Here is a 15,425-nt window from a genome sequence, read left to right as displayed (position 1 = left end):
GGGTGCCTGGCACGTCGCTACGCTGTGCTACGCATTTTTTCCGAAGACAACTCCGCCATCGATGTAAAGCGGCGAGCCCATCATAAATTTCGCTTCATCAGATGCTAAAAATAAAGCCGCGTCGGCAACATCTTCTGGCCTTCCTAATTCACCGCTTAATTGTCTTGTTTTGATATTTTCAATCGCTTCTTCAGGATCGCTGTACGCCGTTTTTAAATAATTTTCTACAAATGGCGTTAAGATTGTGCCGGGAAGTAAAGCATTGACCCGAATATTATATGGCGCATAGTCTACTTGCATTGCTTTTGTCAGCGAAAGTATCGCTCCTTTTGTAGCGGAATACAATGCCCGTTTCATTAAACCCATCTCTGCTGCACAGGACGACATATTAATAACGCAACCACTCTTACGCTCCATCATGTGAGGTATAATATATTTAGATGGTAAATACACGCCTTTTACATTTACACTCATCACTTTATCCCAAACATCAGGCTCCACTTCATCGATACGCCCTACATTGCTAATTCCAACATTATTAAATAAAATATCAATCTGCTTATATTCCCGGATTGCATATTCAGTTAATGCTTTGACTGATTCAGGCACTGTCACATCTGCGTGAAAAAACGATGCACTCCCGCCATTCCCTTTAATATCAGCAACTGTTTTTTCTCCATTTTCCTGAGCGACATCATTAACAATCACATGCGCTCCTTCTGCTGCAAAGCGAAGTGCAGTGGCTTTTCCGATACCACTGCCAGATCCAGTAATTAAGGCAACTTTACCTTCTAATCTCATATGATCAACTCCCGTTCTGCTTCCATATGGTCTTCCGGTTGTGCAGCTTTTACAGTTAGCCCACCATCTACCATTAATAGATGACCGTTTACTTGCATCGCTTCATCAGATGCTAAAAAGACGACCGCATCACCGATCTGCTTTTCAGTCCCAAGTCTTTTCATTGGATTAGCTTGAATCTCTTTTTCTAGAATCTCTTGATCTTGTAGATAATCATGGCACATATCTGTAGCAACTGTACTCGGTCCTACTGCGTTTACATTAATATTGTATTTCCCTAGCTCAATTGCTAAAGCTTTTGTTAAATGGCTTGCAGCAGCTTTAGATGATATATAATGCGGGATTACAGGACTTGTGACAAGTAAACTTGCTGTTGATGTAATATTTATGATCTTCCCGTATCGTTTTTCTATCATTTTTTTTGCTACTCGTTGCGTTGTTAAAAAGATAGACTTCACATTTGTTTGGTATGTTTGGTCCCATTTTTCTTCTGTAAGCTTCATAAATGGCTCGAATGGTGCAATACCTGCATTATTTACAAGGATGTCAATAGCACCGATTGTTTTTTCCACTTCATCGATCATTGCGTCTACTTCTTGTTTAATGCCGACATTTGCTTTTACAACCATTGCTTGTACATGATATGTTTCTTCCATTTGCTTCTTTAATTCTTCTGCTTTTCCTAGTGAACTCGGAGAAGTATAATTAATAGCAACATGGGCTCCCTCTTCAGCGAGTCTTTGGACGATAGCAGCACCTATCCCTCTACTACCACCTGTTACTAGAGCCACTTTGTTTTCTAATCTTTTCATATCGTTTCCTCCTTAACTAACCCTCAATTTACAGACTGATTCCAATCCTACTAATACTAAATTCTTCATGACCTAGAACCTCGGCCTTTGTTTGCTCACCATTTGCTACGCTCGTAATAAATCGATATATTTCTTCTCCTGACTCTTCCAACGTTTTCTTTCCTTGCAATACAGCACTCGTATCTATGTCCATATTATCTTCCATCCGTTTAGCTATAAGTTCATTACCTGTTATTTTAATAACTGGTACGATAGGATTTCCTGTCGGTGTACCTCTTCCGGTTGTGAAACAAACTACGTGAACGCCAGCTGCAGCCATACCCGTCACACATTCAATATCGTTTCCTGGAGAGTCCATGAAATAATAACCTGTCCCTGGGATTTCATCAGCAAAATCTACTATCCCTTGTAATGGAGCAGATCCGGCTTTGCTTATACATCCAAGTGATTTTTCTTCAATGGTGGATAACCCACCCTCAATATTACCAGGACTAGGATTCCCGCCGCGCATATCCACGCCCATCCGCTCTATTTCATCTTCGAACTGTCCGACACAACGATATAATTTATCCTTTACTTCTTGATTTATCGCCTTTGCAGCAACCAAATGCTCTGCACCAATAATCTCCGTTGTCTCACCCATTACAATCGTTCCACCTTCACCAAGAAGGCGATCTGCTGCTTTTCCAAGTGCAGGATTACTGCATAAACCAGAAGTAAAGTCAGAACCACCGCATTTCACGCCAACGATTAACTCTGAGACTGGGACATCTTCAATAGGTGTATGCTCAATCATATTCATCAGCTTTTGCGCTTCTTCTACGCCTTTTTGAATTGTTTTAATCGAACCGCCTTCAGTTTGAATATCAATCCAGATAACCGGTTTTCCAGTTGTCTCAATTTCTGCCTTTACATCTTCTGCATTGATCACTTCACAACCTAGGCTTACAATGAGGACTGCGCCCACATTCGGGTTTTTCCCCATGCCAACTAACACTTTATGTGTTCTGTCTTTATCTGATCCGACTTGGCTACAACCATGTTGATGTGGAATCGCTACTGTTCCAGAAACTTGTTGTTGAATTCTAGAGCATACTTGATTCGCACATACAACAGTCGGGAGGATTAATAAATGATTCCTAACTCCAATTTTCCCATTTTCTCTGCGATATCCTTTAAATGTTTGCATTTTATTGCTCCTTTCGTTTTTTATCTCCGCGTCCTCTTATTCCTTCAATGTTCTGAATATGAACATGATCACCAATTGGAATCTCCTCAGTTGCAGCACCAATTACTTCCCCATATTTAATCACTTCTTCATGCGGTTGGATAACCGTAATAGCAACCTTATGCCCAAAGTTAACATCTTGATTTAATGTTACCGGGATGGTCTCTCCCTTTTTTGAATACGTTAACACTTCTCCCTTTTTAAAATCCTTTAGGAGTGTTGCAACATTGTCTTTCTCATCCATCACGATACTTGTAATTCCTTCTTCGTATGTTTGTTCAGCCATTATTTCTCTCCTTTCTAATCTATGTAATTTTTATTAAATAGCATTATTGTTACCGATAACATCATTCTATCAATAACTCAATAAATCTGTCAATGATAATTTATTTAATCGCTAAACTTCTACATGTCTCTTCGTCTAAAAATTCAACAATCGATTGCTCACTACGATCATTTCTGAAAAGTCTTCTTTTAGTGTAAATCATAAATAAACTAACATTCAGTAGTTCTCTTTCCTACTGAATGTTAGTCTGATTATTCTTGAGCTTTTTTCTCTTTGACAATTGTCTCGTATTCTTCTTCTATCGTCCTTATGAACGTATTGACATCCACTTGTTGCTCTAGGAACTCAGTAGTCTTCGTACCTAAGAAGTTCGTAGAATAATAGATCATGTCTGGACCATATGGAGAATAGGTAGCCGGTTTTGCTGGCGTTCCACTATACACACCTTTAATATTAAGATCGCTATCTTCTCCAGCTAAATAGGATGCAATCTCCGGATCATTTAGGACAGGGGCTACCCCTGCTTTAGCCATATTAATTTGCTGCTCCTTTGTAGAAACAAACTCAAGTAGCTTAAATGCCGCTTCTTTATGTTTACTTTGCGGACTGATCGCTAACGTTAACGGCAAGTTATTCGGGACAATATCAGGTAAATCCTTCCAAGTAGGGAATCGTACGATATCAAAATTCACTCCATCTTCTCCACCCATATTCGGGATATTAGAGACAGTTAGTAAATTCATCGCTACATTGCCTGCTTTAAAATGCGTTTCTTCCGGATCCTCGACTTTGTTCCCCGGGATACTACCGAGCTGTTCAATTAAATTAAAGTATTTAGCAAATTCAGGCTGATCCACAAATAGTACTTCTCCTGTTTCAGGGTCCGTACCAGTAACAGAAAGCTGTTGGAATGCCTGTGACCAGCTATTTGTAGGTAAGCCTACATAATTAACGCCATTTCTTTCGCCCGTTACCTTAGGAACTAGATCGATAACTTCTTCCCACGTCATACCATCGTGCGGATATTTGACACCAAATGTATCGAAGACATCTTTATTATAAAACATTGCAAACATAACATCTTCAATCGGTAATCCTAATAATCTTTCTTCCCCCTCAGGATCTCGGGAGCGGATGGCCTCAATTGCTCCTTCACGATATTTCGACAAGTCTAATTGATGCTTTTCCACCATTTCGTCCAATGGTGTAAGCATTTCCAAGCCATTTAATTCTTGATAGTCACCAAGAACGAGTAAAACGTCGGGGAAAATCTTCTTAGCAAATAAATCTTCCAGTGCAGCTTTATCCGTCCATTCCACTATTGGCTCAATCGTAATATTTGGATATTCCTTCTCAAATTCATCTTTGAAACGGCTAGCGACTTGTTGGTCACTCCATGGTGCCATAAATTTTAATGTAATCTCTTCATCTGGATCAAATTCTGTGTCGCTGTTTGCCTCTTGACCCGTATTATCCCCTTTGTCTTTATTTCCACTTCCAGTCTTTTCTGACTTCGAACTACACCCAGCTAATAATAATAAACCTAAAACTAACGTTAATAGTAAAGCAACCCCTGGATTGTTTCTCTTTTTATTCATCCGTTTCCCCCTGTAATAATGATTATTCGCAGCTTCCTACTTGTAGACTTGTTTACACTAAAACCCGAACCTAGATATTTTAGGGCGATATTTATATAAACGATAGCTTACTGATCTTAGGAATATCGTAGGGCACCAAAGAAAAAGTACCACTGATTCTAAATTTTAAAAATTGAACTTTCCGCATTTTAAAAATTCCGATGAAATGACAATAAAATTCAGTCGCTCTACTCTACTGTGAGGGGGACCTATTATAAAATAGGATTATTCAACCTTCAATCAATTCCAATTCTATTACTGTATCGGATTCATCTGGGAGTCTTGCACCCGGTAATGTAATAAAAGCGCCACCTTCAATGTCTGAGTACTCCTCCGCCATCCATGGTGTAAAAACCTTAAGCTCCGATCCATCTGCTAGCAATCTAGCTTTTTTTATTTTTCCTTTTAATCCCGCAAAATAGATCGGTCCAATCCCTCTATCAAACACATGGGCATATAATTTATTACCGTTTTGTGTGTAGCGACCCCATTCCGGTTTTGCTAAATCAGCTGCTTGACAACCATAAATGCTATCTCCATTACGTTGCATCCATTTGCCTACTTCCGCTAAAATCGCTATTGATTGATCTGGTATAAGGCCCTTCGCATCTGGTCCAACATTTAGGAGTATATTTCCATTCTTACTCACGCATTCTACTAAAGTGCGAATTACTTGTTTAGGAGATTTATAATTCGTATCTTTAGCGTGGTACCCCCAATTGTCATTTAATGTAATGCATGCCTCCCATGGCACCTGTTCACCATCTTCATCCAAAATCCCCTCTGGAGGAACAATTTGTTCTGGAGAGAAAAAATCGCCTGCATAAACTTCTGGATTGCCCGCTTTTATGTTTCCACCTAGTCGATTATCAATGAGTATATCAGGCTGGATATCCCGGATCATATTAACTAATTCTGTTGCTTTCCACTTTTCACCTGTCATATCGTCATAAGAAAAATCGAACCACATTATATCAATTTTCCCATAGTTGGTTAGCAGTTCCTTTACTTGACCATGCATGTATTCCAGATATGTATCGAAATCAATCTCTTTGTCCTTATACGCTTCATTATCCCTCATTGGATGGATCCGATCTCCATATGCTGGGTAATGCTCATGATACCAGTCGATAATAGAATAGTAGAAGCCTACTTTCAAACCCTCTTCACGGAATGCGCTTACATAATCTTCGATCAAGTCCCTCTTAGCAGGTGTATTTGTGGCTTTATAGTCAGTAAGTTTACTATCGAACAAACAGAATCCATCATGGTGTTTGGTCGTAAGTACGACATATTTTTGCCCTGCAGCTTTGGCTGCCTTCGCCCATTCCTTTGGATTATATTGAGTTGGGTTAAACTCCTCAAAGTATTTTTGGTAATCCTCATTGCTAATTTTTTCAAAACTTCTTACCCACTCTCCCCTTGCAGGAATAGCATACAAGCCCCAGTGGATAAACATTCCATATCTGTCTTCCAAAAACCATTTTGTCCGTTCAGTTCTCCTGTTCATCTTTACCCGCCTCCACATAATTTTCAACACAATTTTAAGCCAGTAAACCTTTCATAACATAGGATGCATATAAACTTTGATACAAAATGTTACCGGTAATGTTAAGATAACATCATTAGACTTAACTGTCAATTTAACTTTTTCTGAGGATTTAGCTATGAATTTGTGGAGTTTCCGTAGCCTAGTAATTTAGTTTTCATTTTTGAAATTACTTTTACTATATATTGTTTTAAAATCTGAATAAAAAATAAAAGCATGAACACAAATATATAGATGTATCTGTGTTCATGTGTACTTGCTAGTCTTTTAGAAAGATTTCTACGACAGGGATATTAACATTAGGTTTTTGTACTGGAAGTCCTAATGTAACTGACCCTGGTCTTACTTTAGTTGAAATATGTGTGTGAATTTCGTTCGAATTATGTTCTTTATAAATTACTTCCGACGCATCATGAAGTAATTGAGCATACTCTATTTTTCCAGCAAGTCCGTCTAAATGAATATGTTTAAATGGCCAAGAAAAAATATGAAGATATAATCGATTCCCTTTTTGAGTATAGCGGCAATCTAACGGTGCAGTATATTCACTATTTTTAGCCCCGTATATTGAACGTGAATTCACTCTCATCCACGTACCAATCTCACTCAAGCTGTCGAGAGATTTTTGATCAAACTCGCCTCGTGCATTTGGTCCAACATTCAGTAAGAGATTCCCTCCTTTTGAAACGCTATCAATTAACATCTTAAGGAGCATTTCACCTGATTTCCAATCCAGATTATCTCTATCGTATCCCCAGCTACCATTAAGCGTTTGACAAGCTTCCCATATTACAGGTTTTCCGCCTTTCGTAGGAGCTTCACTTGGCTGATACTGCTCAGGTGTTATCACACCACGATCTAAATCAAGACGATTATTGATAAGAATATCAGGCTGTAACTCAAGAATCAGCTTTTCTAATCTTTCAGACTGCCAGTCTTCTGACCCCTTACCGGTGTTCTCTCCCGCAAGATTTTTATAAGAAAAGTCAAACCAAAGATAGTCAATTTTTCCATAATTGGTTAATAATTCACGAACTTGCCCGTGTAAATACTCTGCATATTTGTTCATGTCCCTATTAGCAGCTTTCTCTTTAAACTCCTCGTCATCCCTTTGCGGGTGTAATTGATCGATAGGAAATTCTGAATGATGCCAATCGATTAAAGAATAATAAAAACCTACTTTAAGTCCTTCCTCCCTAAATGCATTAACCATTTCCAACAATAAATCCCGTTTGGCAGGTGTGTTAGTAACTTTATATTCAGTTAACTCTGAATCCCAGAGAGCAAACCCTTCGTGATGCTTCGTTGTAATAACAAAGTATTTCATTCCTGCCTCTTTTGCAGCACACGCCCATTTTTTCGGGTCATACAAGTCTGGATCAAAATGCTTAAAATACTTTTTATATGTATCCGGGTGAATCTTTTCCCGATTCATAATCCATTCATGCCTAGCAGCACTTGAATATAGTCCCCAATGAATAAACAATCCAAATCGATCATGTAATAACCATTGTGGATTTCCATAGTTGGTAGGCCAGTTTTCCGTATTTTTATCAGTTACAATAGTCATAAAGAACAACCTCCTATTTTTAAATCTGCTATATGTGACTATTATGATCATAAATTTTTTATTCTTTTTATTCTTTCTAAAAGGGGAGTACCACATTGTATCTCTGCTACTCCCTTTCTTATTTCTTTATCTAATTATTTGTATTTTGCATCATACGCTTCTTGGTAAATTTCAATGAATCGCTCTACATTCATACCTTCCAATGTTTTTAAATAAGTTTTCCAACCTTTTTCAATGTCTTCATCACCAGATATAAATCGTGCATTCGATTCTTCAACAAAGCTTGTTATTGTCGTTTCAAGCTCAGAGAGTTCGGCAGATTGTTCTTCGCTAAAGTATAAAGGTGGCAATGCTTTACTTTCATCTTTATATGGTTCATATTTATCCTTAGTTTCATTATAAAGAAACGGTTCAAGTGGTACTTCTTTCGATTCTACTTCACCTAATCGGAATTCATTTGTTCGTATTAATGGTCCTCTTTGTGACCAATGAGAGTTTTGCATTTGTCCGAAAGAGCTCAGCCTTGCCCACATCGCCGCTTCACCGTCAATGCCAGTTTCCCCATCTTCTGCCCATCTCCAATCTTTATCAGGTTCACCCGCCTCAGCTCTTAACGTTACCTCCGGATCATAAAAACCTTCTGCCCAACGTAAAGCAACCTCTGGGTGTTTTGCTTGATTCGTTATTATATATCCAGCTCTTGCGGGTACAGCTGGACTATACCAGGAAACTCGGTTACCGTCTGGCCCTAATAAAGGAGGAACAGCTTTATAATCTAACCATTTCCCGTCGGGTTGTCCTGCGTCTATGAAGCTCCCGGGCCAGTTACCCATGGACATTCCCAAAATAGTTTCTTTTGAATTACCCATGCGCTTTAACTGATCCCCATCCTGAGTCAGCGATTCTTTTGCCATTAAGCCTTCCTTATATAATTTGTGAATAAATGTTAATCCTTCTTTCCATTCCTGAGAAATATATGGAACTTTAATTTCTCCATCGTCCAAATACATTTCCGAATAAATGAACGGATTCATTAGAAAGGAGGGGTATGGATAAACATCTTTACTACCAGAGATAGCAATTTCATCTTGTTTACCGTTTCCATTTGGATCTTTTTCTTTAAACGCTTTTAGTACCTGATAGAATTCTTCTGTTGTTTCAGGCATTTTAAGATCTAACGCGTCAAGCCATGGTTCATAAACCCAAAGTTTCTGTGACATTGTACAATGATAGCACTCGTTTATTACTGGTAAAGAATAAATGCTTCCATCAGGTGTCGTAAGCGCATCTTTAATATCTGGTCTCTCTTCTAACAATTCCTTGGTGTCTTTCCCATGACCTTCTATTAATTCATTAAGTTTTAAAAACATACCTTGTCCACCATATATCATAAGCTGCGAAGGTGTTATAGAAGTATTCATGATAACGTCAGGCAGATCACCACTAGCTAGAACTAGGTTCAACGCATTATCGTCAGGCATGACCTCCCATTCAATATGCACGTTTGTTTTCTCTTCATACCATTTTGTAAATTTGTTTGTTTTAAAATCCTCTACACTCGGAGACGCAGGCACTAATACTCTTAATGTTACTTTTTCCTCTGTGATTGGAAAAGTTCCAGGTTCAGACAATTTGATTTCTTCGTCTTGCTTAGACTTATCTTTAGGTGTGGTGCTAGTTTTTCCATCCTTATTACACGCCACCAAAAATAGCGTCAAGATTAATAGCATTGCTATGAAAATAATTGGTTTATGTTTCATATGGTTGCCCCCCCCTGAGTCTACCTATTAATTTGATAGTATCCACGTTTTCACTATAATCAGTTTAAACATTAGCTAGCTTCCACTTTGATAGTCTTTAACTCCTATCACACCACATCCTTTCCATGGTGAACGTAGGTAATATTCTATTTTTTTCTAAACTACCAATTATTCGAATATAGGTTTATAGGGCTTATTCTTTTAACGACCCGATCATAACACCCTTGACAAAATGCTTTTGTACGAATGGATAGATAACGAGTACTGGGATGGACGCTACAACAATTAACGAGTATTTTAACAATTCTCTTAAGCCGGACAGATTCGCCTCCCTTTGGACATCGATTAACATTTCTGCTTCCACTTTATTTTGAATGAGGATATTGTTTAATATTAATTGTAATGGGAATAATTCTGGATCTCTTAAATAAATTAAGGCACTGAAAAAACTGTTCCAGTGTCCAACAGCATAAAATAATCCCATAACTGCAATAATAGGTCCCGATAACGGAACAACAACACTTCTCAAAAACCTAAAGTCACTGCATCCATCCATTTTTGCTGCCTCTACCAATTCATCAGAAATCGTCATTTTAAAATAAGTTCTTGTGATAATAACATTGAATACGGACATGGCATTAGGTATGATCAACGCCCACCGTGTATCCAACATTCCAAGTTCCTTTACAAGTAAATAGTTTGGAATTAAACCACCACTGAATAACATTGTAAAGAGTAAGATAAACATTAAAATGTTTCTACCGTAAAATTCCTTCCTTGACAATGGATACGCAGCTAGAATCGTTAATACAATATTAATAGAAGTACCGACAATCATATAAAAAAGGGAATTCCCATAGCCTGTCCACACATGCTTATATTTAAATACTGCTTTATACCCTTCCAAGCTAAAGTCAACAGGAAACAACCAAACATCACCTGCAACGACGGCTTCAGTAGAACTAAAGGAAGAGCTAACAATAAATATGAGTGGGTAAAGAAATACAATAAGCAGAATACTAAGTATAGTATAATTAACTATTTCAAATATTCTATCCTTGCCAGTGTCTCGAATAGAATTAACGGACAACGTAATCGCCTCTTTCTATTTGTATCATCACCATAAACTTTCTTGCCCTACCTTTTTAGCAAATTTATTGACCGAATAAATTAAAATCAAACCAATAATTGATTTAAACAATCCAATCGCAGCAGCGTAAGAATAATTGGGAATTGCGGACACTAGTCCTACTTTATATACATAAGTATCGATTATTTCGGATGTTCGTAGATTCAATGGATTTTGTAATAATAGTGCTTTCTCAAATCCTATGTTTAAAATATTCCCCATATCAAGGATGAGTAAAATAATTGTTATAGGTAATATTCCCGGAATGTCAATATGCCAAATTCTTTGAAGTTTCGTTGCGCCGTCTATAGTGGCGGCTTCATGAAGGGCGGGACTAACACTGGATAAAGCCGCGAGATAGATGATACATCCAAAGCCGACACTCTGCCAAATTCCTGACCAAACATAGATGGATTTAAAATAATCAGGGTTACTCATAAAGTGGTTTGTCTCAAACCCTAGTAATTGTAGAAGACCATTAATCGGCCCACTCGGCTCAAGAAATATAAGAATAATGCCGGCCATTACTACGACTGAGATAAAATGAGGTGCATAAGACACCATCTGCATCGTCTTTTTAAAACGCCGTTTGTTCACATAATTCAGGCTTAATGCTAAAATAATTGGAAATGGGAACCCTGCTATTAATTGATAAAAGCTTAAGAATAATGTATTTTTGATTAATCTCCAAAACTCGTGTGACTGAAAAAATCGGATAAAGTGATCAAATCCTATCCACGGACTCCCTAAAATCCCCTGAGCAGGATTAAAGCTTTTAAAAGCAATAGTTACCCCGTACATAGGAATGTAATGAAATACAATGAGATACATCAATGGAAGGAAAAAAAGCACATGTAGCTGCCAGCTATCTTTCATTTGTTTTATGAAAGACTTTTTTTTACCTGTTTTCAGTATTGCAGAAACCTTTTTCTTATTTTCCACTGTTTCTGTAATTTTCAACTATAACCCTCCTTATAAGTTTGAGATGATAACCTACTGTTAAGCGCTTACATTTTAGCTATTAGTGCCTGTTAAAAACTCCTTTAACCTAGCAGAATCCCCTTCCCATTGTGCATTCCACCTTACCTAACATTTTCACACCTCTTTTTCCAAATTATTTAAGCACCATTTCTAGGTTAGTAAACCATTTAAAATGTATTACTACACATAGGATTTGGTATTTTATGTTATCGGTAATTTAAAGGTAACACCTCAACAATTGACTGTCAATTCAAATTTTCAAAAAAATTAATAATTTTATTTAATTTACACTTACTCATGTTTTAATTGATTAAAAATGAAAAACCCTGCTATTAGACTATTTATTGTCTAATAGCAGGGTTACAGTTATAGTTCAACTGTTTATTATATGTTCATAAATGCTCGCCATTTTTATTATAATATTGTTGATGTTACAATAAGGATATAGGTAACAAGGTAATAATAAGGCTATAGTTTTGTGTCAACTTAGCATTTCAGATAAAATAACCTTATGTTAAAGTTAAAGAAAATATATAGGCTTAATTAAACCATAAGAGTGGGAAATTATGGTTTTAGTAGTTAATGTATGGATGAACCCTATTTACCAAATGATGAAAGTAGTGTATTCTTGTCTATAAGCTTGGTCCTTTATTTGGATTTGGACAGGAACCACCTGCCCTTTTCTTTTTAAAGGGCCTTTTTCTTCTATATATCAGTAGTTTTGGAAGACCGAAAATAATATCTATGATGTATTGAAAGTAGATACTTGTATAATTTTAACAATATATTGTGGCCTTAGGTATATAAAGGAGTGGAAAAGCTTTGGTAACTATTTATGATATCGCTAAAAAAGCGAATGTTTCAGCTATGACGGTTTCAAGAGTAATTAACCATGCAGATAATATTAGTGAAAAAACGAGGAAAAAGGTAGAGGATATTATAAAAGATTTAAACTACGTCCCTAATAACTCTGCAAGAAGTTTAATTTCCAAAAAGACAAAAATATTATCTTTAATGATTACAGATATAGCGAATCCCTTTTTTACAAACGTCGCACGAGGTGCCGAAGATAAAGCTATGCAGATGGGTTATCAATTGATGCTTTGTAACAGTGATGAAAGTGTTGAAAAAGAATCAAAATATGTTGATATGCTTATATCTACTGGAACGGATGGTGTGCTGATAGCTCCAGCAAACGACTCTTCTAAAAAAAACATTCGCAAACTGACGAAATATAATATCCCGGTTGTATTAATCGATCGTCATATTAAAGATCTTAAGTGTGACCAAGTTCTAAGTGACAATGAGACGACCACCCGTAGATTAATGGAACATCTTATAGGGCAAGGTCATAGAATGATTGCGATCATCAATGGTCCCTCCGATGTCGCAACTTCGCAAGATCGTTATCGAGCATATCATGACACTCTAACATTGCATGGTTTGCCAGTAAACAGCAATTTGATACATCATAGTCACTTTTTCCGTAACAGCGACCTTTCTGATACGATCAAGCTAATGATGGAGTTACCAATAAGTGAGCGGCCAACAGCTATGTTCGCCACAAGTAACTTTATCGGACTTAATATTGTTAAATCATTAAAAAAACATAATATAAAAGTTCCTGAAGACGTAGCAGTTGTTTGTTATGATGGGGTGCCAAATTATACAGATAGTGAACTTTTTCTGACGGCTGCAGAACAACCGTCTTATAATTTTGGATACATGGGTATGCAAATGCTAATCGAAAGAATTGAAAAAACTGCACCAGAGCAACCTAGAAAAATAGTTCTCCCAGCCGAATTCAATATTAGAGCTTCCTCACTTTATAATCTTAATTAAAGGGTGAAAGGGTTGAACTTATGAAGTTCTACCCTTTCATTTTCTATAGTCTATAAAACATTTGCGCGTTTTTTCCAAATAATAGCTTCGAATCCTCTACTGTCATCTTTTTAGGCAAATTACTTTCTACAATTTCCATCACTTCACTATACTGTGCAGCCAAGAGACAAACTGGCCAATCGCTACCAAACATAATTCTACTCGTACCAAAGCTTTTAATCAGGTGTTGAATATAAGGTTTAAAATCACTGATTTTCCACGCTTTATGATCTGCCTCTGTCACTAGCCCAGATATTTTGCACATAACTGATTCAAACACTGACACGTCGGCTATCGAATCAGCCCATGACTCCCATTCTTGATTCTCAATATTAGGTTTGGCACAATGATCAATAACTGCTCTTAATGTCGGGAATTCTTTTAATAATTCCACAATATGAGGAAGATGTTTAGGATAGATTAATAAATCGATCGGAAAGTCATTTTCAACTAATATATGAATATTTCTTTTCACCTCAGGCCTCAATACCCACCGATCATCTTTTAGACCTTGTAGCATGGGTCTAATACCAATGAATTTAGGATGTTTAGTCAACTTAGCAAATTGTACTGGAAATTGTTCAGAAGCCATATCTAGCCAGCCAACAACTCCACCAATAAAATCATATTGTGTTGCTAAATCTAGTAAAAACTCCGTTTCTGCTATAAGAGGAGCTGCTTGGACAAGTACTGTTTTATCAATATGATGCGCTTTTAAATGAACAGCTAGATCTTCTGGTAGAAAATCTTTGTATATCGCTTGTAAATCTGGTGTCGGCCAATCATTTAGTTTTTCGTCCAATTTCCAAAAATGTTGATGTGCATCGATTCTCATATAACCCTTCCTTTTTTAAAGTGATAACCACCTATTTTCCAACTTGATTCGCCTGTCTTAGTTATTGTCCACATTAAACTTGATATCTGCTAAGTTTATCCAACCTTTTTTAGAAAAATCACGGCCTTTAATCACAACTTTATGATTATAAATTTGTATATATAGTCCTTGACTTCCCTCTGCATCGATGACTGATTCTTCCCCATTGCCATCTATCCCATAAGTATTATAAATAGCACCTGAATTAACCATTGAAAACTCTTTCCGCAAAAACATGCCTGGCAATTGCAAATCCCAATGGGAATGTCCCGAAAAATAGATTACTTGTGGATATTGACCAAGTATATCGATTAATTCCTTACTTTGAATAATGCCATTTTGATAATATTCCAGATCAGTTGCTGGTATCGTATACGGAATTGGTTGATGTAAAAATACAAAAACTGGCTTTTCTGACCCGCGATGTCCCTTTAATGCATTTTCTAACCAAGCTAACTGTGCCGCACTTAAAACTGCCGAATCCTTAGTCGGAGCACCGATTGGTCCCCAACTCTCCGTTCCAAGAAATAGGAATGAATAGTCCTGAATCATTTTTTTATAATATACATTTTCCAAACCCGCAAACGATAAAAACCTCTCTTTAGAAGGTTGATTACCGTCATTTTTGAAATATTCATGATTGCCAATTGTAAAGAATGTATGTTTAGCATGTACATTACTTTTTAATATTTCTCCAAGTTTTTGATAGCTTTCGCTTTCTCCATCACTAATCAAATCGCCATTGATGATCAATGCATCTACATTTGGATTGATGGCTTGTAGATCTTGCAAAGCCACCTTCAATTTCTCATGTGATTTTTCATTATGTACGGTCAGTTGGATATCACTAATCACAAAGAATTCAATGATTGGATTTTCTTTAGGCATTTGGCACCCCTCCATAATTGGATGATTTT

At 37.0% G+C, this 15,425-nt stretch carries 13 protein-coding genes; 1 reads left to right on the top strand and 12 read right to left on the bottom strand.

The genetic code is table 11. The features are described 5' to 3' along the window. Positions 1-27: 27 nt before the first annotated feature. The 10 genes from MHB53_RS22440 to MHB53_RS22395 form a co-directional block, all read right to left on the bottom strand. Positions 28-801 carry an SDR family NAD(P)-dependent oxidoreductase gene (locus MHB53_RS22440; protein ID WP_340922628.1) on the bottom strand — a complete coding sequence of 258 codons (774 nt, stop codon included), beginning with the start codon at positions 799-801 and terminating at the stop codon, positions 28-30. Further along, positions 798-1,613, bottom strand: a complete 816-nt coding sequence (locus tag MHB53_RS22435) for an SDR family NAD(P)-dependent oxidoreductase (RefSeq protein WP_340922626.1) — start codon at positions 1,611-1,613, stop codon at positions 798-800. The genes MHB53_RS22440 and MHB53_RS22435 overlap by 4 nt, the downstream gene beginning before the upstream one ends. Before the next feature lie 28 nt (positions 1,614-1,641). Continuing rightward, positions 1,642-2,802, bottom strand: a complete 1,161-nt coding sequence (locus MHB53_RS22430; RefSeq protein ID WP_340922623.1) for a UxaA family hydrolase — start codon at positions 2,800-2,802, stop codon at positions 1,642-1,644. 1 nt (position 2,803) lies between these two features. Further along, positions 2,804-3,127, bottom strand: coding sequence for a UxaA family hydrolase (locus MHB53_RS22425; protein ID WP_340922622.1), 324 nt, complete (start codon positions 3,125-3,127; stop codon positions 2,804-2,806). A 251-nt stretch (positions 3,128-3,378) separates the two neighbouring features. Then, positions 3,379-4,725, bottom strand: coding sequence for an ABC transporter substrate-binding protein (locus tag MHB53_RS22420; protein ID WP_340922619.1), 1,347 nt, complete (start codon positions 4,723-4,725; stop codon positions 3,379-3,381). Positions 4,726-4,993: 268 nt separating this feature from the next. Beyond that, the gene (locus MHB53_RS22415) at positions 4,994-6,274 is read right to left on the bottom strand and encodes an alpha-L-fucosidase (RefSeq protein ID WP_340922617.1); all 1,281 of its coding nucleotides are present in this window, start codon (positions 6,272-6,274) and stop codon (positions 4,994-4,996) included. Between the two features lie 298 nt (positions 6,275-6,572). Continuing rightward, entirely contained in the window at positions 6,573-7,883 is a 1,311-nt protein-coding gene (locus tag MHB53_RS22410; RefSeq protein WP_340922615.1) for an alpha-L-fucosidase, read from the bottom strand. 134 nt (positions 7,884-8,017) lie between these two features. Then, positions 8,018-9,643: an ABC transporter substrate-binding protein gene (locus MHB53_RS22405; protein ID WP_340922613.1), complete on the bottom strand. Its 1,626-nt coding sequence runs from the start codon at positions 9,641-9,643 to the stop codon at positions 8,018-8,020. Positions 9,644-9,836: 193 nt separating this feature from the next. Further along, entirely contained in the window at positions 9,837-10,733 is an 897-nt protein-coding gene (locus MHB53_RS22400) for a carbohydrate ABC transporter permease (RefSeq protein ID WP_340922610.1), read from the bottom strand. Between the two features lie 27 nt (positions 10,734-10,760). Further along, a complete protein-coding gene (locus tag MHB53_RS22395) occupies positions 10,761-11,732 on the bottom strand; it encodes an ABC transporter permease (protein ID WP_340922608.1) in 972 nt (323 codons plus the stop codon). Positions 11,733-12,575: 843 nt separating this feature from the next. On the opposite strand from MHB53_RS22395, the gene MHB53_RS22390 reads away from it, so the two are divergent. Continuing rightward, on the top strand, positions 12,576-13,595 hold the full coding sequence (locus MHB53_RS22390) for a LacI family DNA-binding transcriptional regulator (RefSeq protein WP_340922605.1): 1,020 nt from the start codon (positions 12,576-12,578) through the stop codon (positions 13,593-13,595). 43 nt (positions 13,596-13,638) lie between these two features. Here MHB53_RS22390 and MHB53_RS22385 read toward each other — a convergent pair whose 3' ends face one another. Both MHB53_RS22385 and MHB53_RS22380 read right to left on the bottom strand, forming a co-directional pair. Beyond that, on the bottom strand, positions 13,639-14,469 hold the full coding sequence (locus MHB53_RS22385) for an amidohydrolase family protein (protein ID WP_340922602.1): 831 nt from the start codon (positions 14,467-14,469) through the stop codon (positions 13,639-13,641). Between the two features lie 57 nt (positions 14,470-14,526). Next, positions 14,527-15,396 (bottom strand): metallophosphoesterase family protein, encoded by an 870-nt coding sequence (locus tag MHB53_RS22380; protein WP_340922599.1) that lies wholly within the window; start codon positions 15,394-15,396, stop codon positions 14,527-14,529. Positions 15,397-15,425 lie beyond the last annotated feature (29 nt).

The organism is Bacillus sp. FSL K6-3431 (assembly GCF_038002605.1).
Lineage (GTDB): Bacteria > Bacillota > Bacilli > Bacillales > Bacillaceae_C > Lederbergia.
Note: the sequence above shows the minus strand (reverse complement) of the source record. Positions and strands in the feature narration are given on the sequence as shown.

Bases quoted from the DNA above. Each gene is read 5' to 3' on its own strand.
- MHB53_RS22415 (WP_340922617.1), bottom strand. From the start codon at position 6,274: ATGAACAGGAGAACTGAACGGACAAAATGGTTTTTGGAAGACAGATAT.
- MHB53_RS22435 (WP_340922626.1), bottom strand. From the start codon at position 1,613: ATGAAAAGATTAGAAAACAAAGTGGCTCTAGTAACAGGTGGTAGTAGA.
- MHB53_RS22420 (WP_340922619.1), bottom strand. From the start codon at position 4,725: ATGAATAAAAAGAGAAACAATCCAGGGGTTGCTTTACTATTAACGTTA.
- MHB53_RS22385 (WP_340922602.1), bottom strand. From the start codon at position 14,469: ATGAGAATCGATGCACATCAACATTTTTGGAAATTGGACGAAAAACTA.
- MHB53_RS22430 (WP_340922623.1), bottom strand. From the start codon at position 2,802: ATGCAAACATTTAAAGGATATCGCAGAGAAAATGGGAAAATTGGAGTT.
- MHB53_RS22410 (WP_340922615.1), bottom strand. From the start codon at position 7,883: ATGACTATTGTAACTGATAAAAATACGGAAAACTGGCCTACCAACTAT.
- MHB53_RS22425 (WP_340922622.1), bottom strand. From the start codon at position 3,127: ATGGCTGAACAAACATACGAAGAAGGAATTACAAGTATCGTGATGGAT.
- MHB53_RS22440 (WP_340922628.1), bottom strand. From the start codon at position 801: ATGAGATTAGAAGGTAAAGTTGCCTTAATTACTGGATCTGGCAGTGGT.
- MHB53_RS22405 (WP_340922613.1), bottom strand. From the start codon at position 9,643: ATGAAACATAAACCAATTATTTTCATAGCAATGCTATTAATCTTGACG.
- MHB53_RS22380 (WP_340922599.1), bottom strand. From the start codon at position 15,396: ATGCCTAAAGAAAATCCAATCATTGAATTCTTTGTGATTAGTGATATC.